The sequence below is a fragment of the Nocardioides aestuarii genome (assembly GCF_039527245.1).
Lineage (GTDB): Bacteria > Actinomycetota > Actinomycetes > Propionibacteriales > Nocardioidaceae > Nocardioides > Nocardioides aestuarii.
On record NZ_BAAAJT010000002.1, the window covers coordinates 3,224,084 to 3,245,212 of the forward strand.

Annotated in this window: 19 protein-coding genes and 1 tRNA gene; 14 read left to right on the plus strand and 6 right to left on the minus strand. The window is 72.0% G+C overall.

Translation table 11 applies throughout. The annotated features are described in order from the left end of the window. The 5 genes from ABD091_RS16210 to ABD091_RS16230 are packed head-to-tail and all read right to left on the minus strand — an operon-like array spanning position 1 to position 6,219. Positions 1–735, minus strand: coding sequence for a DinB family protein (locus tag ABD091_RS16210; RefSeq protein ID WP_343920320.1), 735 nt, complete (start codon positions 733–735; stop codon positions 1–3). Beyond that, positions 732–1,565, minus strand: coding sequence for an alpha/beta fold hydrolase (locus tag ABD091_RS16215; protein WP_343920322.1), 834 nt, complete (start codon positions 1,563–1,565; stop codon positions 732–734). The genes ABD091_RS16210 and ABD091_RS16215 overlap by 4 nt, the downstream gene beginning before the upstream one ends. Beyond that, positions 1,562–2,185, minus strand: coding sequence for an acetoacetate decarboxylase family protein (locus tag ABD091_RS16220; RefSeq protein ID WP_343920324.1), 624 nt, complete (start codon positions 2,183–2,185; stop codon positions 1,562–1,564). The genes ABD091_RS16215 and ABD091_RS16220 overlap by 4 nt, the downstream gene beginning before the upstream one ends. A 29-nt stretch (positions 2,186–2,214) precedes the next feature. Then, complete coding sequence (locus ABD091_RS16225) at positions 2,215–2,391, minus strand: DUF6104 family protein (RefSeq protein WP_343920326.1); 177 nt, start codon at positions 2,389–2,391, stop codon at positions 2,215–2,217. Positions 2,392–2,406: 15 nt separating this feature from the next. Next, complete coding sequence (locus ABD091_RS16230; protein WP_343920328.1) at positions 2,407–6,219, minus strand: multifunctional oxoglutarate decarboxylase/oxoglutarate dehydrogenase thiamine pyrophosphate-binding subunit/dihydrolipoyllysine-residue succinyltransferase subunit; 3,813 nt, start codon at positions 6,217–6,219, stop codon at positions 2,407–2,409. Between the two features lie 174 nt (positions 6,220–6,393). Between ABD091_RS16230 and ABD091_RS16235 the strand changes: the two genes are divergently transcribed. Continuing rightward, on the plus strand, positions 6,394–6,993 hold the full coding sequence (locus ABD091_RS16235) for a hypothetical protein (protein WP_343920330.1): 600 nt from the start codon (positions 6,394–6,396) through the stop codon (positions 6,991–6,993). Further along, entirely contained in the window at positions 6,993–7,901 is a 909-nt protein-coding gene (locus ABD091_RS16240) for an LCP family protein (protein ID WP_343920332.1), read from the plus strand. Before ABD091_RS16235 ends, ABD091_RS16240 begins: the two co-directional genes overlap by 1 nt. Positions 7,902–7,945: 44 nt before the next feature. Here the strand turns inward: ABD091_RS16240 and ABD091_RS16245 are convergent. Next, a tRNA-Arg gene (locus tag ABD091_RS16245) sits at positions 7,946–8,018 on the minus strand. Positions 8,019–8,113: 95 nt separating this feature from the next. On the opposite strand from ABD091_RS16245, the gene argS reads away from it, so the two are divergent. From argS to ABD091_RS16305, 12 genes are all read left to right on the plus strand, one after another. Continuing rightward, positions 8,114–9,790: an arginine--tRNA ligase gene (argS, locus tag ABD091_RS16250; RefSeq protein WP_343920334.1), complete on the plus strand. Its 1,677-nt coding sequence runs from the start codon at positions 8,114–8,116 to the stop codon at positions 9,788–9,790. A gap of 11 nt (positions 9,791–9,801) precedes the next feature. Next, positions 9,802–11,223: a diaminopimelate decarboxylase gene (gene lysA / locus ABD091_RS16255; RefSeq protein WP_343920336.1), complete on the plus strand. Its 1,422-nt coding sequence runs from the start codon at positions 9,802–9,804 to the stop codon at positions 11,221–11,223. Continuing rightward, the gene (locus ABD091_RS16260; protein WP_343920338.1) at positions 11,223–12,515 is read left to right on the plus strand and encodes a homoserine dehydrogenase; all 1,293 of its coding nucleotides are present in this window, start codon (positions 11,223–11,225) and stop codon (positions 12,513–12,515) included. Before lysA ends, ABD091_RS16260 begins: the two co-directional genes overlap by 1 nt. Beyond that, positions 12,512–13,576, plus strand: coding sequence for a threonine synthase (gene thrC, locus ABD091_RS16265; protein ID WP_343920340.1), 1,065 nt, complete (start codon positions 12,512–12,514; stop codon positions 13,574–13,576). The genes ABD091_RS16260 and thrC overlap by 4 nt, the downstream gene beginning before the upstream one ends. A gap of 4 nt (positions 13,577–13,580) precedes the next feature. Next, positions 13,581–14,477 carry a homoserine kinase gene (gene thrB / locus ABD091_RS16270; RefSeq protein ID WP_343920342.1) on the plus strand — a complete coding sequence of 299 codons (897 nt, stop codon included), beginning with the start codon at positions 13,581–13,583 and terminating at the stop codon, positions 14,475–14,477. A 212-nt stretch (positions 14,478–14,689) separates the two neighbouring features. Continuing rightward, positions 14,690–16,423 carry a transcription termination factor Rho gene (rho, locus tag ABD091_RS16275; RefSeq protein ID WP_379189917.1) on the plus strand — a complete coding sequence of 578 codons (1,734 nt, stop codon included), beginning with the start codon at positions 14,690–14,692 and terminating at the stop codon, positions 16,421–16,423. Positions 16,424–16,506: 83 nt separating this feature from the next. Beyond that, the gene (locus ABD091_RS16280; RefSeq protein WP_343920344.1) at positions 16,507–16,878 is read left to right on the plus strand and encodes a response regulator transcription factor; all 372 of its coding nucleotides are present in this window, start codon (positions 16,507–16,509) and stop codon (positions 16,876–16,878) included. A 130-nt stretch (positions 16,879–17,008) separates the two neighbouring features. Beyond that, positions 17,009–17,230 (plus strand): 50S ribosomal protein L31, encoded by a 222-nt coding sequence (gene rpmE, locus ABD091_RS16285; RefSeq protein ID WP_343920346.1) that lies wholly within the window; start codon positions 17,009–17,011, stop codon positions 17,228–17,230. Between the two features lie 91 nt (positions 17,231–17,321). Continuing rightward, entirely contained in the window at positions 17,322–18,398 is a 1,077-nt protein-coding gene (gene prfA, locus ABD091_RS16290; protein ID WP_343920348.1) for a peptide chain release factor 1, read from the plus strand. Then, on the plus strand, positions 18,395–19,249 hold the full coding sequence (gene prmC / locus ABD091_RS16295; protein ID WP_343920349.1) for a peptide chain release factor N(5)-glutamine methyltransferase: 855 nt from the start codon (positions 18,395–18,397) through the stop codon (positions 19,247–19,249). Before prfA ends, prmC begins: the two co-directional genes overlap by 4 nt. Positions 19,250–19,253: 4 nt before the next feature. Further along, positions 19,254–19,919, plus strand: a complete 666-nt coding sequence (locus ABD091_RS16300; RefSeq protein ID WP_343920351.1) for an L-threonylcarbamoyladenylate synthase — start codon at positions 19,254–19,256, stop codon at positions 19,917–19,919. A gap of 4 nt (positions 19,920–19,923) precedes the next feature. Next, complete coding sequence (locus ABD091_RS16305) at positions 19,924–21,087, plus strand: glycosyltransferase family 4 protein (RefSeq protein WP_343920353.1); 1,164 nt, start codon at positions 19,924–19,926, stop codon at positions 21,085–21,087. Positions 21,088–21,129 lie beyond the last annotated feature (42 nt).

A 21,129-nucleotide genomic window follows, 5' to 3' on the forward strand; every position in this document is an offset into this window, starting at 1 on the left:
TCAGGCGCCGCCGGCCTCGACGGCGTCGAGGTCGCGGACGGCGTAGCGGTGGTGCTCCCACTCCTCCTCGAGGATCGTGTGGAGGCAGGAGAGCACCGTCTCGGGGTACTGCGGTGCCCACGGGTTGGCGCGCTCCTCGGCCAGCACGTCGGGCGTGACCCCTGCCAGGTAGCGCTCGACCATGCCGACGCGCTCGGCCCTGGCGGCCATCACCTCCTCCCAGGTCGGCGGGGTCGGGGCGAAGACGGAGAGGTCGAGTCCGTCCTCCTCCGCCTCGGCGTTCGCCAGGCCGTGGCGGTGGTAGGGCTGCTCGAGGCCGAGCACGGCGCGCCCGAGCCAGGTGTCGGTCGCCATCACGAGGTGGCGCAGCGTCTGGGCGAACGACCACTCGCCGGCGACCGAGACGTCGACCGTCCCGGACGGCATCGACTCGGCCCGGGCCACGGTCACCGACCAGGCAGCACCGAGCGCCTGCCACGCGGCCCGGAGTCCCTCCGGGTCGCCCGCCCGCCGCTGGGACCGGCCCGGGAAGCGGCGGTCGAGCTCGCCGTCGACGTAGGCCGTCACGTCGACGCCGTTGACGAGGAGATGGCCGCCCTCGAGCAGCCACGGGCTGTCGATCTCCACGTCGTCGGCCATCACGCCGCGCATCACGGCACCGGTGAGGTCGCAGGCGGTGAAGCGGGCGCCGCGCAGGTTGCGGTGGTCGAAGACCTCGGGCTGGTGGTCGGTCATGGTGCCTCCCGGTGGGCGTGGGTGAGGACGGCGTCGGCGACGGCCGCCGGCGCCTGGTCGGGGATCCAGTGGCTCACCCCCGGCAGCACCACGAGGTCGTAGCGTGCGTCGACCCAACGCGCGGCCAGCTCGGCGGTGGCCCGGGCGATCGCGACGTCGCCGTCGCTCCACACCATGGTGGTCGGCACCGACACCCGTTCGTGGCGCAGGCCCCGGGGAGTCAGTGGGATGGCGCGGTACCACGCGAGGGCGCCCGGGAGCGCCCCGTCGGCGACGACCTCGGTGCGGAAGGTGCGCAGCATCTCGTCGGTCATGCCGCCCGCCCTGAGCGCGCCGAGTCCGCGCGGGGAGGGGAGCTGTCGCTCGGCGACGCCGGGCAGGAGGAACAGGCCCATGTACCAGGACAGGCGCCACTGCCGGCGCCCGGCCGCAACCATCGCACCCGGGTGGGGCACTGACACCGCCACGAGCGACCGGACGAGATCGGGCCGGCGGGCCGCGAGCAACCAGGCGACCGCCGCACCCCAGTCGTGGCCGACCAGGTGGACGGGTCGCCCGACCGCGGTGACCAGCGCCTCCACGTCGGCGACCAGCCGGTCGAGGGTGTAGTCGCGGCGGCGTGGCGGCCGCGCCCCGGGGGAGTAGCCGCGCTGGTCGGGAGCGAGGGTGCGCAGCCCCTCGGCGTGGAGCCGTGGTGTGACGCGGTCCCACGACGACGCGCGCTGCGGGAAGCCGTGGAGCAGCACCACGGGGTCACCGTCGACGGGTCCCTCGTCGCGGACGTCGAAGCGGAGGCCGTCGTGGTCGATGTGGCGGAGGCGGTCCGTCATCCGAAGTCCATCCGGAAGTCCGCGAGCCGCAGTGAACCGAGCTGCCGGGCACCGGCCAGCCAGCCGAGGGGACCGTCGGGCTCGAAGGTCCAGTGAGCGCGGGCGGGAGTGGTTCGGGCAGTGCCCCGCATCGTCGCGACCCGCTCGTCACCACCGGTGTCGGGGAGGCCCGGGTGCCACAGCCCGGCGCGGAACGGCAACCGGGGCGGGCGGGGCGAGAGGTCCCGGAACCGTGCGGACGCCACCGGACGGCCGTCGACGCGTGCCGACCACGCCGTCGTCCCGACGGGCCCGTCGTACGCCGCCTCGCGGTCGACCTCGGCGAGCTGCTTGGGAATCGCCCACAGCTCCCTGCCGCCGGCCACGGAGGCGGGCGAGTCGACCCAGATGTCGGTGATCGTGACGCGCCGGCCGTGCGGCGAGCGCAGCGGCCGGGCGACCAGCAGCTCGCCGTAGGTCAGCGGGCTGGGGTCCTCGTAGGCCACGAAGGCCGCGCCGTGGATGCCGGCGGTGCGGCCCGCCGGGGCGGAGCCGACCCGGAACACGGTGAGCCACAGCGACCCGGAGAGGGGCCACGGCGAGGCCGGGTAGGCGACGGCGTCGTCGACCCTCGACGTCACCCACCGGACCCCCCGTGCCACGCGACCGCTCAGTCCTCGGGGTCGTCGAGCCGGGCCAGCCAGGTCGCGAACCGCTCCGTGGCGGTCTCGAACTCCGGGTGGACGTCGGTGAACTCCGAGAGCCGCTCGGCGACCCACGCCAGGGTGACCTCCTCGTCACCCCGGCGTGACTGCAGCTCCTCGATGCCGCGGTCGGTGAAGTACACGGCCGACCGTCCCGCTCAGTAGTCGGAGCCGGGCTGGTCGCTCGGCGCCGCGAACGCCCGGTCGAGGAGGTTGCGCTGCTCCTCGGTGTGGCGCTTGACGGTGCCGACCGACGGCGACGCCGAGGCGCCACGCGTCACCGGCTCCACGGTGCGACCGAGGGCCGGCCACACGTTGAGCTGGTAGTGGGGCCACGGGCCGTTGTTGCGCGGCTCGTCCTGGACCCAGCGGATCGCCTTGAGGTTCGGGAACGACTCGACGTAGTCGTGGATCTCCTCGGTCGGCCGCGGGTAGAGCTGCTCGACACGGGCGATCGCGAACTTCTCGCCGTCCTCACGCTTGCCGCGCTCGACCATGAGGTCCCAGGTCACCCGGCCCGAGCACAGCAGCAGCGTCTCGACCTTGTCGTGGTCGGCGGCGGCGTCGGTGATCAGCGGCCGGAACTCGCCGGTCGTGAAGTCGTCGGGCTGCGAGGCCGCCTCCTTGCGCTTGAGCATCGACTTCGGGGTGAAGACCACCAGCGGGCGGTGGTCCTCGCCGAGCGAGTGCTGGCGCAGCAGGTGGAAGTAGGACGCCGGGGTGGACGGCTGGGCGACGACGAACGCGTCCTCGGCCGCCATCGTCAGGAACCGCTCGATCCGGGCGGAGGAGTGGTCGGGGCCCTGGCCCTCGTAGCCGTGGGGGAGCAGCAGCACGACGCCGGACTGCTGGCGCCACTTGGTCTCACCGCTGGTGATGAACTCGTCGATCACCGTCTGGGCGCCGTTGACGAAGTCGCCGAACTGGGCCTCCCACAGCACCAGCGCCTCGGGCCGCGCGACGGAGTAGCCGTACTCGAACCCCAGCGCGGCGTACTCCGAGAGCAGCGAGTCGTAGACGAAGAACTTGGCCTGGTCCTCGGTGAGGTTGGCCAGCGGCGTCCACTCGTCGGCGTTGGTGCGGTCGATGATGGTCGCGAACCGCGAGACGAAGGTGCCGCGCCGCGAGTCCTGGCCGGCGAGCCGCACCGGGCGGCCCTCCATCAGCAGCGAGCCGAAGGCCAGGATCTCGCCGGTGCCCCAGTCGATGGGGCCGTCGGTGATCGCCGCGGCCCGGCGCTGCAGCTGCGGCATCACCTTCGGGTGGACCGTGAACCCGTCCGGCGGGGTGGTGTAGGCGTCGGAGATCCGCTTGAGCACGTCGGAGGAGACCGACGTGGTCGCGGCACCGGCCGGCTTCTCCGGGTAGTCCGGCACCGTCGTCCAGTCGGCCGGCCGCTCGGTGCTGGCCTCGCGCACCTCGGTGAAGACCCGCTCGAGCTGCTGCTGGTAGTCCTTGAGGACCTGCTCGGCCTCCTCGATCGTGATGTCGCCACGGCCGATGAGGGACTCGGTGTAGAGCTTGCGCACCGAGCGCTTCTGCTCGATCAGGTCATACATCAGCGGCTGCGTGTAGGACGGGTCGTCACCCTCGTTGTGGCCGCGACGCCGATAGCAGACGAGGTCGATGACGACGTCCTTGTTGAACTGCTGGCGGTAGTCGAAGGCCAGCCGTGCGACGCGGATGCACGCCTCGGGGTCGTCGCCGTTGACGTGGAAGATCGGCGCCTGGACCATCCGCGCGACGTCGGTGCAGTAGAGCGAGGAGCGCGACGAGCCGGGCGAGGTGGTGAAGCCGACCTGGTTGTTGACGACGACGTGGATGGTGCCGCCGGTGCGGTAGCCGCGCAGCTGGGAGAGGTTGAGCGTCTCCGCGACCACGCCCTGGCCCGCGAAGGCGGCGTCGCCGTGGACCAGCAGGGGGAGCACGGGGTAGTCGGCGCCGCGGTCGAGCACGTCCTGCTTGGCGCGGGCGATGCCCTCCAGGACCGGGTTGACGGCCTCGAGGTGGGAGGGGTTCGCGGCCACCGACACCTTGATGGTGTCGCCGGAGCCCGCGGTGAACTCCCCCTCGGCGCCGAGGTGGTACTTCACGTCGCCCGAGCCCTGGACGGTGCGAGGGTCGATGTTGCCCTCGAACTCCCGGAAGATCTGGGAGTACTTCTTGCCGACGATGTTGGCGAGCACGTTGAGCCGGCCGCGGTGGGCCATGCCCATCGTGACCTCGTCGAGGTTCGCCTCTGCGGCCGCCTCGCAGATCTCGTCGATGAGCGGGATCGTGGTCTCGCCGCCCTCCAGCGAGAACCGCTTCTGGCCCACGAACTTCGTCTGCAGGAAGGTCTCGAACGCCTCGGCCTGGTTGAGCTTCAGCAGGATCCGCAGCTGCTCCTCGCGGGGCGGCTTGGTGTGGGGCTGCTCGACGCGCTGCTGGATCCAGCGGCGCTGCTCGGGGTCCATGATGTGCATGTACTCGATGCCGGTGGTCCGGCAGTAGGAGTCCCGGAGGATCCCGAGGATGTTGCGCAGCTTCATGAACCGGCGCCCCTCGCCACCGAAGGACCCGGTGGCGAACTCGCGGTCGAGGTCCCACAGCGTCAGCCCGTGGGACTCCACCTCGAGGTCGGGGTGGCTGCGCTGGCGGTACTCCAGCGGGTCGGTGTCGGCCATCATGTGGCCGCGCACGCGGTAGGCGTGGATCAGCTCGAGGATCCGGGCCTGCTTGACGATGTCGTCGTCGTGGCTGGCGACGATGTCGCGGGCCCAGCGGATCGGCTCGTAGGGGATGCGCAGCGAGCGGAAGATCTCGTCGTAGAAGTTGTCCTCGCCCAGCAGCAGCTGGTGGATGCGGCGCAGGAACTCGCCGGACTGCGCGCCCTGGATGACGCGGTGGTCGTAGGTCGACGTGATCGTCATGACCTTGCTGATGCCGTTGCGGTTGAGGGCCTCGTCGGAGGCGCCCTGCCACTCCGCGGGGTACTCCATGGCTCCGACGCCGACGATGACGGCCTGGCCCGGCATCAGGCGGGGCACCGGGTGGTTGGTGCCGAGACCGCCGACGTTGGTCAGGCTCATCGTGGTGCCCGAGTAGTCGTCCATCGTCAGCTTGTTGTCGCGCGCCTTGCGGATCAGGTCCTCGTAGGCGGTCCAGAAGCCGGCGAAGTCCATCGTCTCGCAGCCCTTGATCGAGGGCACGACGAGCTGGCGGGTGCCGTCGGGCTTCTGCTGGTCGACGGCGAGGCCGAGGTTGATGTGGGCCGGCGTGACCATCGTCGGCTTGCCGTCCTTCTCGGCATAGCTGTTGTTCATCTCCGGCATGGAGCGCAGCGCCTTGACCAGCGCATAGCCGATCAGGTGGGTGAAGGAGACCTTGCCGCCGCGGGCACGGGCGAGGTGGTTGTTGATGACCGTGCGGTTGTCCCAGAGCAGCTTGACCGGCAGCGAGCGGACCGACGTCGCGGTCGGGACCGTCAGCGAGAGGTCCATGTTCTTCGCCGTGGCCGCGGGGATGCCGCGCAGCGTGGTGTAGGTCGGCTCGTCGCCGGCCTTCGCGGGCTCCGACGGCTTCGCGTCCTTGGCGACGGGCTTGGAGGTGCCCTGGGCGGGCTCGGCAGCCGCGGCTGCGGGGCGCGGCTTGGCCTTCGGGGCGGCCGGCTTGCTCTCCTGCTTGGTCGGGGCCGACTGCTGCTGCTTGGCGGACGTCGACTCCGTCTGCTGCGCCTTCTCCGTCTTCGCGGGCGCGGCGGCCGACGTCGCTGCTGCCTGCTTCGGGGCGGCCTGGGCGGGGGCCGTGCCGCCACCGGTCGAGGCCGACGTACCGTTGCCGTGTCCGTTGGACTGGAAGTAGCGCTTCCACTCGGGAGCCACGCTGTCCGGGTCACGCTCGTACTGCTCGTACATCTCCTCCACGAGCCACTCATTGGCCCCGAACTCGGTGGAGATGTCGTGGGACTGCTGGCCAGGGGACTGCGGCACGGGTGGTTTCGCCTCTTCCGGTTCTGCGCGCGGGGTGTCGGGTGCTGGTTTCGCACTGTCAAGGCTAGTCCCACGCCCCAGCAAATGCGCAGCCGCGCCCCACATCTCGGGCAGGCTGTGGCGTGACCTTGGAGACACCGGTCCGGAAACTGTTCAGAGAGGTACCCCCGACCCATGACCAGGACCCACCGGCCGCGGCTCGCCGCGGCCTCGTTGGCCGCGCTCGTGGCGCTGTCCCTCGGCGCCTGCAGCGGCGAGGAGGAGAGCCCCGAGCCCGACGCCGGGCCGTCCCTGTCGGACCCCTCGGCGGCGCCGACCCTCGAGGTCGAGCCGGTCGTGCGTGCCGGCGAGGTCGTCGGCCGGCTGACGAAGGGTGACCGCACCCGGATCGTGGAGGCTGTCTCGGGGGTCGCGGTCCGCTACCTCGACGCCGCCTTCCTCGCCGGTGACTACCCCCGGCAGGGCGGCTTCCAGTCGGCGCTCGCCGCGTTCGCGCCGGGTACGGCGAAGGTGGCGCGGGGCGACCTCGGCCTCCTCACCAACGCGGGCATCGCCCCGCGCGTCGACGAGGTCACCCCGGCCCAGCTCGGCGTGACCGTCGACGTGCTCGCGGTCCGCGAGCACGCCAGCGCCGCGACCGCCCACGTCAAGCTCGTCTTCAAGACCGCCGGCGACGTCGCCCAGCGGGTCCAGGTCCAGGGCCGGCTGATGATGACCAAGGCCGACGGCCGTTGGCAGGTCTTCGCCTACCACCTCAGCAAGGGAGCCCGCTGATGTCCCGCGTTCTGCCCCTGCTCCGCCGACTGCTGCCGCTGGCGCTCGTGCTGGGCGTCGTCGGCATGACCGTCCCCGACAGCGCCGTGCGCCCGACCGAGATCAGCCTGGTGAAGCTCCGCGGTGCCGAGGGCGTCGACGTCGGCGACGACGTCATCTGGATCCTCGCGGTCGGCTCGGACGCCCGGCCGGGGGAGGACATGACCCGGTCCCGCGGCGACGCCATCCAGCTGGTCGGCCTCAACACCCGCACCGGCGCGGCGTCGGCCATCGGCATCCCCCGTGACTCCTGGGTGCCGATCGCCGGTCACGGCTCCAACCGGGTCAACGCCGCCCTCTACTTCGGCGGCCCCCAGCTGTTCGGCCGGACGGTCGGCAACCTCGTCGGGGTGCAGCCCGACTACGTGATGGTCACCCGGTTCCCCTTCTTCGAGAACATGGTCAACGACATCGGCGGCATCTACGTCGACAACCCGCGCCCCTTCGCCGACCAGTACCTCAAGCCGAAGGCGTTCCCGAAGGGCCACATCAAGCTCAACGGCTACAGCGCGATGGCCTTCTCGCGGATCCGGAAGAGCCTGCCCGGCGGCGACTTCGACCGGTCGGCCAACCAGCAGCGGGTGCTGCGCGGCATCCAGGCGCGGATCGCGACCAGGTCCGACCAGCCGGGCTTCATCGAGCGCGGCGTGATGTCGGTGATGCGCAACATGGACACCGACCTCGCGCCGTCCGAGCTGTTCCAGATCGCCCACGCGGTCGCGCAGGTCGACCCGCGGAAGATCCGTTCCTGCGTGGTGCAGGGCTCCTTCGGCACCATCGGAGGCGCCAGCATCATCTTCCCCAACGTCGCCCAGGCCCGCCGGTACGGAGACGCGGCACGGTCCGACGCCACCCTCGGTCCCTGCTGAGAGAAGCAGGACGCGGCGTGTGCCTCACACGCCGCGTCCGTCTGCGCCTCCGGCAGGATTCGAACCTGCGGCACCTGGTACCGGAAACCAGTGCTCTATCCCCTGAGCTACGGAGGCATGCCGCGGGCGGCGGGGCCGCGCCTCAGCGGTCACGAACAGTACCGGTCGCAACCGGGGAGAACGAAACCGCACCCCGCCGATAGGCTTGGCGGGTGAATCCCGCCCAGCTCTCCGCCGCTGTCGTCGACGCCCTGGCGTCCCTCGTCGACTCCGGCGCGCTCGTCCTCCCCGACGGCGTGCCGGCCGAGGTGACGATCGAGCGACCCCGGCAGAAGGGGCACGGCGACTACGCCACCAACGTCGCGATGCAGCTGGCCAAGAAGGCCGGCACCAACCCGCGCGCGCTCGGCGAGCTGCTCGCCGCCGAGCTCGTGAAGGCCGACGGCGTCGCCGCCGTCGAGGTCGCCGGACCCGGCTTCCTCAACGTCAGCGTCGAGGCCGGCGCCCAGGGCGCCGTCGCGGCCGACATCGTCGCCGCGGGCGCGGCGTACGGGCGCAACGAGGCCCAGGCCGGGGAGCGGGTCAACGTCGAGTTCATCTCGGCCAACCCGACCGGCCCGCTCCACCTCGGCCACACCCGGTGGGCGGTCGTCGGTGACGCGATCGCGCGCGTGCTCGAGGCCGCGGGCGCCGGCGTGACCCGCGAGTTCTACATCAACGACCGCGGCAACCAGATGGACCTCTTCGGCGCCTCGATCGAGGCGCGGGCCTTCGGCGAGCCGGTGCCCGAGGACGGCTACCACGGCGGCTACGTCGGCGAGCTGGCCGAGCAGATCCTGGCGGCGCAGCCCGAGCTGCGCGAGATGCCCGCGGGGGAGGAGCGCACGGCCGCCTTCCGCGAGGCCGGCTACAGCCTCCAGCTCGCCGAGCAACAGGACGTGCTGCGGCGCTTCAACACCGTGTTCGACGTGTGGTTCTCCGAGCGCAGCCTCCACGCCAGCGACGACGTCGTCGCGGGTCTGGAGAAGCTGCGCTCCCAGGGCCACCTCTTCGACGCCGACGGCGCGCTGTGGATGCGGACGACCGACTTCGGCGACGACCGCGACCGGGTGCTGCTGCGCACCAACGGCGTGCTGACCTACTTCGCCAGCGACACGGCCTACTACGTCAACAAGCGCGAGCGCGGCTTCGACCGCTGCCTCTACCTGCTCGGCGCCGACCACCACGGCTACGTCGGCCGGCTCAAGGCGATGGCCGCGTGCGCGGGCGACGACCCGGAGCGCAACATCGAGGTCCTGATCGGACAGCTGGTGAAGATCCTGCGCGACGGGGAGGAGGTGCGGCTGTCCAAGCGGGCCGGCGAGATCATCACGCTCGAGGAGCTGATGGACGAGATCGGCGTCGACGCGCTGCGCTACAGCCTGGCCCGCTATCCCTCCGACTCACCCCTCGTGCTCGACGTCGCCGAGATCACCCGGGCCAGCAACGACAACCCGGTCTACTACGTCCAGTACGGCCACGCCCGCACCTGCCGGATGATGGCCAACGCGGCCGACCTCGGCATGGAGGTCCCCACCGGGGAGGACTTCGACCCGTCGCTGCTCTCCCACGAGCGCGACGGCGAGCTGCTGCGCGCGCTGGCCGAGTTCCCGCGGGTGGTGGCCTCCGCCGCCGAGCTGCGCGAGCCCCACCGGGTCGCGCGCTACCTCGAGGACACGGTGTCGGTCTTCAACAAGTGGTACGACACCAAGGAGTGCCGGATGCTCCCGCAGGGCGACGAGCCGGTGCAGCCGGTCAACCTCGCCCGGCTGGTCCTGGTGGTCGCGAGCCGGACCGTCATCGCCAACGGCCTGGGCCTGCTCGGCGTCACCGCCCCCGAGCGGATGTAGGGCGGGCACCGATGCCGACCTCCCACCCGTCCGGTTGGGCCCACGCCGACGGTGCTCTCCGGGGTCCGTCGTGGCTGCGTGAGCCCGGCGACGTCAACGCCCTGGTGCCCCACCTGTGGTCGGCCACGGCGCGCAAGGTGGAGGGCGACCTCGAGATCGGCGGGCTGCCCGTCGCCGACCTGGTGGCGGAGCACAACACGCCGGCCTACGTCCTCGACGAGGTCGACCTCCGGACGCGGGCCCGCGCCTTCCGGGACGCGTTCGAGGGCTACGACGTCTACTACGCCGGCAAGGCCTTCCTCTGCACGACCGTCGCCCGGTGGATCGAGGAGGAGGGGCTCCACCTCGACGTCTGCTCCGGCGGTGAGCTCACGGTCGCCGAGCGCGCCGGGTTCCCGATGGAGCGCGTCGGCTACCACGGGAACAACAAGACCTACCCCGAGCTGCGCCGCGCCGTGACGCTGGGCGTCGGCCGGATCATCGTCGACTCGCTCGACGAGATCGAGCGCCTCGCGCAGATCACTGCCGACCTGACCTCGACGGGCTCCATCACCCGGCCGGTGGGCGTGATGGTGCGGGTGACGGCCGGCGTCGAGGCCCACACCCACGAATACATCGCCACCGCCCACGAGGACCAGAAGTTCGGCTTCTCGATCGGCAACGGCCGGGCCTTCGAGGCCGTACGGCGCGTGGTGGCCGCCCCGGGTCTCGAGCTGCGCGGCCTCCACTCCCACATCGGCAGCCAGATCTTCGACACCTCCGGGTTCGAGGTGGCGGCGCGGCGGGTGCTCGCGCTCCACGCGCGCGTCCACGAGGAGCTGGGCGTCGAGCTGCCCGAGATGGACCTCGGCGGCGGCTTCGGCATCGCCTACACGACCCAGGACGACCCCGCCGACCCGCCCGAGCTGGCCACCGAGATCACCAAGATCGTCGACCACGAGTGTCGCGCGCTCGGGGTCGCCGTGCCCCACCTGTCGATCGAGCCGGGGCGGGCGATCGTGGGCCCGAGCACCTGCACGGTCTACACCGTCGGAACGGTCAAGCCGGTCGAGCTCGACGGGGGAGCGGTGCGCACCTACGTCTCCGTCGACGGCGGGATGAGCGACAACATCCGCACCGCGCTCTACGACGCCGACTACTCCTGCACCCTCGCCAACCGGGACTCCGAGGCCGGCCCGGTGCTCACGCGGGTCGTCGGCAAGCACTGCGAGGCGGGCGACGTGGTCGTGCGCGACGAGTTCCTGCCCGCCGACGTCCGGCCCGGCGACCTCGTGGCGGTGCCCGGGACCGGTGCCTACTGCCGCTCGATGTCGTCGAACTACAACCACGCGCTGCGGCCGCCGGTGATCAGTGTGCGGGACGGTGTCGCGCGGGTGATCGTCCGCCGGGAGACTGAGGCCGACCTGTTGGCGACGGATGTGGGAGATCAGTGATGAAGCCGCTCAAGGTCGCCGTGCTCGGCTGCGGATCGGTGGGCTCCCAGGTGGTGCGCCTGCTGGACGAGCAGGCCGGTGACCTGACCGCCCGCGTGGGCGCGCCGCTGGAGCTGGTCGGCGTCGCCGTACGCCGGCTGGACGCACCGCGCGAGGTGAAGGTCCCCGAGGGGCTGCTGACGACCGACGCCGAGGAGCTCGTCACCCGCGCCGACCTCGTCGTCGAGGTGATCGGGGGCATCGAGCCGGCCCGCTCGTTGATCCTGCGCGCCCTCGACCACGGCGCCTCGGTCGTGACCGCGAACAAGGCGCTGCTCGCCGCCGACGGTCCCGCGCTCTACGCCGCCGCCGACCTCGCCGCGCGCGACCTCTTCTACGAGGCGGCCGTCGCCGGCGCGATCCCGATCCTGCGCCCGCTGCGCGAGTCCCTGGCCGGCGACCGGGTCACGCGCGTCCTCGGGATCGTCAACGGCACGACGAACTTCATCCTCGACAAGATGGACACCGCGGGCAGCGGGTTCGCCGAGGCGCTCGAGGAGGCCCAGGAGCTCGGCTACGCCGAGGCCGACCCGACCGCCGACGTCGAGGGCTTCGACGCGGCCGCGAAGGCCGCGATCCTGGCCAGCCTCGCCTTCCACTCGCGCGTCACTGTCGACGACGTCCACCGCGAGGGCATCTCCGAGGTCACCGCAGCCGACGTCCAGTCGGCTCGCGAGATGGGCTCGGTCGTCAAGCTGCTCGCGATCGCCGAGCTCCGCGGAGGCGAGGCCGGCGAGGCGGTCGCCGTCCGCGTCCACCCCGCGATGATCCCGCGGTCCCACCCGCTCGCGTCGGTGCGCGAGGCCTTCAACGCCGTCTTCGTCGAGTCCGAGGCGGCCGGTGAGCTGATGTTCTACGGGCCCGGCGCCGGCGGCTCGCCGACGGCGTCGGCGGTGCTGGGCGACCTCGTCACGGTGGCGCGCAACCAGCTGGCCGGCACCCGCGGACCGGGCGAGTCGGCCTACGCCGAGCGGCCGGTGCTCCCGATGGGGGAGACCGTCACCCGCTACCACGTCGCGATCGACGTCGACGACCGCGCGGGCGTGCTGGCCGCTGTCGCCAACGCCTTCGCCGACCAGGGCGTGTCGATCCAGACCGTGAAGCAGGAGGGCCGCGGCCTCGACGCCCAGCTGGTCGTGGTGTCCCACAGCGCCACCGACGCCCAGCTCGCCGCGACCGTCGATCAGCTGCGCACCATGGACGCCGTCCGCGAGGTCACCTCCGTCATGCGGGTCGAGGGCGGCGTCGAATGACCCACGGCTGGCGGGGCGTCGTCGAGGAGTATCGCGAGCTCCTCGACATCCCCGAGGGCGTCGAGGCGGTGACGCTCCGTGAGGGCGGCACGCCGCTCGTGCACTCGGAGTGGCTCTCCGGCCTCACCGGTGGCACGGTCCACCTCAAGGTCGAGGGCGACAACCCGACCGGCTCCTTCAAGGACCGCGGCATGACCGCCGCGATGTCGGTCGCGAAGCACGAGGGCGCCGAGGCCTGCGTCTGCGCGTCGACCGGCAACACGTCCGCGTCGATGGCGGCCTACGCCGCGAAGGCCGGCATGAAGCCGCTGGTCCTGGTGCCTCAGGGCAAGATCTCCGCCGGCAAGATGGCGCAGGCCATCGTCCACGGCGCCCAGATCATCATGGTGCGCGGCAACTTCGACCACTGCCTCCGGATGGCGCGCGAGCTGTCGTGGCACTACCCCGTGGCGCTCGTCAACAGCGTCAACCCGGTCCGGCTCGAGGGCCAAAAGACCGCGGCCTTCGAGATCGTCGACTTCCTCGGCGACGCCCCTGACGTCCACCTGCTGCCCGTCGGCAACGCCGGCAACATCTCGGCCTACTGGCTGGGCTACACCCAGTACCGCGACCTCGGTCGCGCCACCCGTACCCCGGTGATGCGCGGCTTCCAGGCCGAGGGGGCCGCGCCGCTGGTGACGGGAGAGCCGTTCCCCGACCCCGAGACGAAGGCGACCGCGATCCGGATCGGCAACCCCGCCTCGTGGAAGCTCGCCGAGGCCGCGCGCGACGAGTCCGGCGGCAGGTTCGCGGCCGTCAGCGACGCCCAGATCCTCGATGCGCAGCGGCAGCTCGCCGCCCGTGACGGGGTCTTCGTGGAGCCCGCGTCCGCGGCAGGGATCGCGGGCCTGCTCCAGGACCTGGCGCGGGGCGAGTCCTACGCCGGCCTCACGGTGGTCGTCACCGTCACCGGTCACGGCCTCAAGGACACCGCGACGGCGCTGGAGGGCTTCGGCCCGGTGGCCGACACCGTGGTCGACCCCGACGTCGACGAGGCCGCCCGCGCGGCCGGCCTGGGCTGACGGCGTGGGCTTCGTCGACGGCGCGGTCACGGTCAGCGTGCCGGCCACCTCGGCCAACCTCGGCCCGGGCTACGACTGCCTCGGGCTGGCGCTCGGCCTCCGCGACACGCTCGTGGGTGAGGTGGTGGCTGCCGGCCTCGAGGTCGACGTCGAGGGGGAGGGGGCCGACGGCATCCCACGCGACGACTCCCACCTCGTCGTCCGTGCGATGCATGCGGCGTTCGACGAGATGGGCGAGCGGCCGCCCGGGCTCCGGCTGCGCTGCACCAACCGGATCCCGCACGCCCGGGGGCTCGGTTCGTCCTCGGCGGCCATCGTGGGCGGCATCGCGCTCGCCCGCGGCCTGGTCGCAGGCGGCTCGCTGCTGCTCGACGACGACGCCGCCTTCCGGCTGGCCGCCCGGATCGAGGGTCATCCCGACAACGTCGCGCCGGCCTGGTACGGCGGGTTCGTGATCAGCGGTCACGACGACGGCGACTTCTGGGCGGTCGGCTCGTCCGTCGACCCGCGGGTCTCCGCGGTGGTCATGGTTCCTCCCCACGCCCTGTCCACCGAGACGGCCCGTGGGCTGCTCCCCGACGTCGTGCCCCACGCCGACGCAGCCGCGGATGCTGCGCGCACGGCGCTCCTGGTGGCCGCCCTGGCCGGGCAGCCCGAGCACCTGCTCCGCGCGACCCACGACCTGCTCCACCAGGACTACCGGCGGCCGGCCATGCCGGAGTCGCTCGAGCTCGTCGACCGGCTCCGGGTCGCGGGCCTCGCGGCCGTGGTGTCGGGTGCGGGCCCGACGGTGCTGGTGCTGTGCGCCGGTCACCAGTGCGGCGACGTGGCCGCCCACGCTCCCGAGGGCTGGTGGCCGGCGTCGCTGTCGGTCGACCTGGACGGCGTACGCGTCGAGTGAGGCCTGCGCCACCTCACGCGGTGTCGGTGTTATCCTGACGACGCGCCTGACGGCGTGTCACCCCACCTCTCGGGGCTGACTTCCACTCTCCGGGTCTCCGAGCACCTCCGGGTGCAGTCCCTCAGGTCTGCGCCCCGAGCGATGCCCGACCGGTGAACGACCACGTGACCGGCCCTCTGTGCGGCCGGCACCGAAACGTGGGAAGGACTCACGTGACCGACACCATCGAACCCACCGGCCCCGCAGCGAGCGAGCCCAAGAAGCGCTCCGGCGGGCTGAACGGCATGCTGATCGCCGACCTCAAGGCGATGGCCGGCGGCCTCGGCATCTCCGGCGCCGGCTCGATGAAGAAGGCCGACCTCGTCAACGCGATCAAGGCTGCCCAGTCCGGCGGCCAGCGCAAGCAGGACCAGCCCCGGCAGGACCAGCGCCAGCAGGAGCAGAGCAAGCAGGACCGGCCCCAGCAGGACCGGCCCCAGCAGGAGCAGAGCAAGCAGGACCAGCCCCGGCAGGACCAGCCCCAGCAGGCGGGGCAGGGCAAGGGCCAGCAGCCGAAGAAGCAGAAGCAGAAGCAGGACCAGCAGTCCGACAAGCAGAAGCAGGACCAGCAGTCCGACAAGCAGCAGTCCGACAAGCAGCAGTCCGACAAGCAGCAGCAGGACAAGCAGTCCGAGAAGCAGGACAAGCAGCAGGCGGGCGACGAGCAGGGCAGCAGCCGCAGCCGTCGCCGCCGTGGCCGTGACCGCAACCGCCCCGCCACCGGCGGGGGTGGCCGGGGCGAGCCCGACACCACGATCCTCGAGGACGACGTCCTGGTGCCGGCGGCCGGCATCCTCGACGTGCTCGACAACTACGCGTTCGTCCGCACCTCCGGCTACCTCGCCGGCGCCGACGACGTCTACCTCTCGCTCTCGATGGTCCGCAAGTACGGCCTGCGCCGGGGCGACGCGCTCGTCGGCCAGGTGCGGCAGCCGCGCGAGGGCGAGCGCCGCGAGAAGTTCAACCCGATGGTGCGCATCGACAGCGTCAACGGGGCCGACCCCGACACGGCCCGCAACCGGGTCGAGTTCGGCAAGCTCACCCCGCTCTACCCCAGCGAGCGGCTGCGGCTGGAGACGACCCCTGACAACCTGGTCGGGCGCGTGATCGACATCGCGGCCCCGATCGGCAAGGGACAGCGTGGCCTGATCGTGTCGCCGGCCAAGGCCGGCAAGACGATGGTGATGCAGTCGATCGCCAACTCGATCACCACCAACAACCCCGAGTGCCACCTGATGGTGGTCCTGGTCGACGAGCGGCCCGAGGAGGTCACCGACTTCGAGCGCTCGGTGAAGGGCGAGGTCATCTCCTCGACGTTCGACCGGCCCGCGAGCGACCACACGACCGTGGCGGAGCTCGCGATCGAGCGCGCGAAGCGGCTCGTCGAGCTCGGCCACGACGTGGTCGTGCTCCTCGACGGCATCACCCGTCTCGGCCGCGCCTACAACCTGTCGGCCCCGGCGAGCGGGCGGATCCTGTCCGGCGGCGTCGACTCCGCGGCGCTCTACCCGCCCAAGAAGTTCTTCGGCGCGGCCCGCAACATCGAGAACGGCGGCTCGCTGACCATCCTCGCGACCGCGCTGATCGAGAGCGGCTCGAAGATGGACGAGGTGATCTTCGAGGAGTTCAAGGGCACCGGCAACATGGAGCTCCGGCTCCGCCGCGAGTTCGCCGACAAGCGCCTGTTCCCGGCCATCGACGCCGTCCAGTCCGGCACCCGCCGCGAGGAGCTGCTGATGTCTCAGGAGGAGCTCGCGATCGTCTGGAAGCTGCGCCGGGTCCTCTCCGGCCTCGACGGACAGCAGGCGCTCGAGCTGCTCCTGCAGCGGCTCAGGAAGTCGCAGACCAACATCGAGTTCCTGATGCAGGTCCAGAAGACGACGCCGACTCCCGAGGGAGACGACTGACGGGGTCGGCGATTCCGCTTCGGTGTGCCCCCCTGGCCGATACGCTGAACCGGTCAGCCGACACCCCCCCGGAAGGAAGTGCTGTGGCGAGGATCCTTGTCGCGGACGACGACGTCGACATCCGCGAGCTCGTGGAGTTCAAGCTGTCGACCATGGGTCACGACATCGTGGCGGTCGGCGACGGCGCTGCCGCGGTCGACGCGTGCCGCCTGAGCAAGCCCGACCTCGCAGTGCTCGACGTGATGATGCCGGGCGTGTCCGGTCTCGACGCGATCAAGGAGATCCGGGCCGACCCGGGCCTGGCCGACCTGCCGGTGATCCTGCTGACCGCTCGCGCCCAGGAGTCCGACGTCGAGACCGGTTTCGACTCCGGCGCCGACGACTACATCACCAAGCCGTTCAGCCCCCGCGAGCTCGCCTCGCGGGTCGAGGCACTGCTGACCAAGACCGCCTGACCGCGCCACGCGACCGCCCGGGGCCCGGGAATTGCCCGGGGCAGCGGCGCGTTGGCACACTGGGAACGTTCGTTGCCGGTTCACGCCGTCCGCAGCCCGCGGGGCGACCCGGCGACCCAGAGAGGACACCATGCAGAAGGACATCCACCCGGAGTACGTCGTCACCGACGTGACCTGCACCTGCGGCGCCACGTTCAAGACCCGCTCCACCGTCGCCAGCGGCACCATCCACAGCGACGTGTGCTCGCAGTGCCACCCGTTCTACACGGGCAAGCAGAAGATCCTCGACACCGGCGGTCGCGTCGCCCGGTTCGAGAAGCGCTACGCGCAGGCTGCCCAGAACAAGAAGTAGCCAGGCTTCCGGCGCCGGTCGCCCCCGGTCACAACACGGGGGGTGGCCGGCGCCGTGCTGTTCCCCGGACCTACTTCCACCAGGAGCCACCGTGTTCGAAGCCGTCGAGGGCCTCGTCGCCGAGCGGGCCGACCTCGAGCAGCGGCTCGCCGACCCCGCGACCCACGCCGACCAGGGCATCGCCAAGCGGCTCAACCAGCGCTACGCCGAGGTGTCGGCGATCGTGCGCTCGTGGGACGAGTGGCGCCAGCTCGGCGACGACGTCGAGGCCGCGCACGAGCTCGCGGGTGACGACCCGGACTTCGCCGCGGAGGCCGAGGCGCTCGGCGTACGCCGCGAGGAGGCGGAGGAGCGGCTGCGCCACCTGCTGGTGCCACGCGACCCGGCCGACTCCAAGGACGCGATCCTCGAGGTGAAGTCGGGGGAGGGCGGCGAGGAGTCGGCCCTCTTCGCCGGCGACCTGCTCCGCATGTACACCCGGTTCGCCGAGCGGCGCGGCTGGGCGATGGAGGTGCTCGACGCGACCGAGTCGGACCTCGGGGGCTACAAGTCGGTGACGGTCGCGGTGAAGGCGCGGGGGACCAGCGAGCCGGGCGAGGCCCCGTTCGGGCTGCTCAAGTTCGAGGGCGGCGTCCACCGTGTCCAGCGGGTGCCGGTCACCGAGTCGCAGGGCCGGGTGCACACCAGCGCCGCCGGCGTGCTCGTGCTCCCCGAGGCCGAGCAGGTCGACGTGAGCATCGACGAGAACGACCTCCGGATCGACGTCTTCCGCAGCAGCGGGCCGGGTGGCCAGAGCGTCAACACCACCGACTCCGCGGTGCGCATCACCCACCTCCCCACCGGAATCGTGGTGAGCTGCCAGAACGAGAAGAGCCAGCTGCAGAACCGCGACCAGGCGATGCGCATCCTGCGCGCCCGGCTGCTCGCCGCGGCGCAGGAGGCGGCCGCCGCCGAGGCGAGCGAGGCCCGGCGCAGCCAGGTCCGGACGGTCGACCGGTCCGAACGGATCCGCACCTACAACTTCCCGGAGAACCGGATCTCCGACCACCGCACCGGCTACAAGGCCTACAACCTCGACCACGTCCTCGACGGCGACCTCGGGCCCGTGCTGGCCTTCAACCTCGAGGCCGACCTCGAGGCCCGGCTCGCCGCGCTGGAGGAGGAGTGACGCTGCGGGAGCGACGGCGGTCCGCGGCGGCGCTGCTCGCCGCGGCGGGCGTTCCCTCCCCGGACCACGACGCCGACGCGCTGCTGGCCCACGTCCTCGGCACGACCCGCACCGCGCTGGTCACGGCGGCCGACCCGACGCCGGCCCAGCTCGAGACGTACGACGCCCTGCTGGCGCGCCGCGCAGCGCGCGAGCCGCTCCAGCACCTCGTGGGGGTCACCGGCTTCCGCCACGTCGACCTCGTGGTCGGCCCCGGGGTGTTCACCCCGCGTCCCGAGACCGAGCTGCTGGCCGGCTGGGCCGTGGAGTGCGCGGTCTCGACGGGCTCGACCACCGGTCGGGCGCCGGTGCTGGTCGACCTGTGCACCGGCTCGGGGGCGATCGCCAAGGCGCTGGCCGACGAGGTGCCGCGAGCCGAGGTGCACGCGGTCGAGCTCGACCCCGCGGCCCACACCTGGGCCGAGCGCAACCTGGCCGGGTCCGGGGTCGACCTGCGGCAGGGCGACATGGCCGAGTCCTTCGACGACCTGCTCGGCACCGTCGACGTGGTCACCTGCAACCCGCCCTACGTCCCGCTCACGGCCTGGGAGTCGGTCGCGCCCGAGGCGCGCGACCACGATCCCCACCTCGCCCTCTTCTCCGGCGACGACGGCCTCGACGCGATCCGCGTCCTGGAGCGTCGCGCCGCCGCGCTGCTGCGGCCCGGCGGCTGGGTCGGCTTCGAGCACGCCGACGTGCAGGGGGAGTCGGCCCCCGGCGTGTTCTCGGGGAGCGGCCGGTGGGCCGAGGTGCGCGACCACCGCGACCTCGCGGACCGTCCGCGCTTCACGACGGCCCGGCTGGCACGATAGGCCGGTGACCTCCGCCCAGCGCCTGCCCACCGGCACCGACGAGGAGCGCGAGGAGGCCGTCGCCGCGGCCAGCCTCGCCGTCCAGCGGGGGGACCTCGTCGTCATCCCGACCGACACCGTCTACGGCATCGGTGCCGACGCCTTCGACAAGGACGCGGTGAAGGCACTGCTGGCGGCCAAGGGGCGCGGGCGGGAGATGCCCCCACCGGTGCTGGTCAGCGCCGCGACCACGGTCGACGCGCTGGCGAGCGGAGTCCCGGGCTATGCGAAGGCGCTGATCGAGGCGTTCTGGCCGGGCCCGCTCACGCTCGTCTGCACCCAGCAGCCCTCGCTGCAGTGGGACCTCGGCGACACCCGCGGCACGGTCGCGGTGCGGATGCCCGACCACCCCGTCGCGCTGTCGGTGCTCGAGCGCACGGGCCCGCTCGCGGTGAGCTCGGCCAACAAGACCGGCCGCCCGGCCGCGACGGACGCCGACACGGCGGTCGAGATGCTGGGGGAGGACGTCGCCGTCGTGGTCGACGCCGGCACCTCGCCCGGCGGGGAGGCCTCCACCATCGTCGACGTGACCGGCAGCCAGGGCCGGGTGCTCCGCCGGGGCGCCCTCAGCCTCGAGGCGCTCAACGAGGTCCTGGAACCGCTGGGCGCGACCCTGACCGACGAAGGCTGAGGGCGTGCGCGAGTACCTCCTGGTCTTCCTGGTCTCGGGCGCGGTCACCTACCTGCTCACGGTGATCGCACGGGAGATCGCGTTGCGGACCGGTGCGGTCGCCAAGGTCCGTGACCGCGACGTGCACGCCGAGCCGATCCCCTACTTCGGCGGCCTGGCCATGCTGGGCGGGCTGATCGCCGCCTACGGCGTGGCGCGCGAGCTGCCGTTCCTCTCGACCGCAGGTCCCTTCCTCGCCGAGGACGCCCGGACGGTGATCCTCGCGGGGGCGATGGTCTGCGGCGTCGGGGTGCTCGACGACCTCTTCGAGCTCGATGCCCTGACCAAGCTCGGCGGCCAGGTGATCGCCGTCGCCTTCCTCATCTGGTCGGGCATCTGGCTCAAGGTGATCCCGGTGAGCGCCCAGGAGCAGTTCAGCCTCGACGCGGCGCAGGGGGCGCTGCTGACGGCCGTGGTCATCATCGCCACCGTGAACGCCGTCAACTTCGTCGACGGCCTCGACGGCCTCGCCTCCGGTGTGGTCGGCATCGGCGCTGCCGCCTTCTTCGTCTTCAGCTACCAGCTGGCCAACCTCAACGGCATCACCCTCGCGACGACCGCCGCCTTCCTGTCCGCGGCCCTGGCGGGGGCCTGCGCGGGCTTCCTGCCCCACAACTTCCACCCGGCCCGGCTCTTCATGGGCGACTCCGGGTCGATGCTGCTCGGGCTGGTGCTCTCGGCGTCGGCGCTCACGATCACCACCCAGTTCAACGGCAACGAGATCAGTCGCGGGGGAGCGGGCTCCGACGTCAACGCCCTCGCGTTCTTCCTTCCGCTGCTGCTGCCGATCTCGATCCTCATCGTGCCGATGGCCGACCTCGTGCTGGCGGTGATCCGTCGTACCCGGGCCGGACGCTCACCCTTCTCGCCCGACAAGCAGCACCTCCACCACCGGCTGCTCGAGATCGGCCACAGCCAGCGCCGGGCGGTGCTGATCATGTGGCTCTGGGCCGCCCTCGTCGCCTTCGGCACCGTGCTCGTCAGCCTCTACACCGGCACGTTGATGTGGACGGTCCTCGGCATCAGCACGGCGATCACGATCGCGCTGACCTTCCTCGTGCCCGTCCTCCAGAAGCCGCACCGGGCGGTCGCCGGGCCCGTGCCGGCCGGGCCGCTGGAGGAGGAGTGACCACCACGGGTTGACCCCGTCCGAGGACTTTGTGATAGTTTT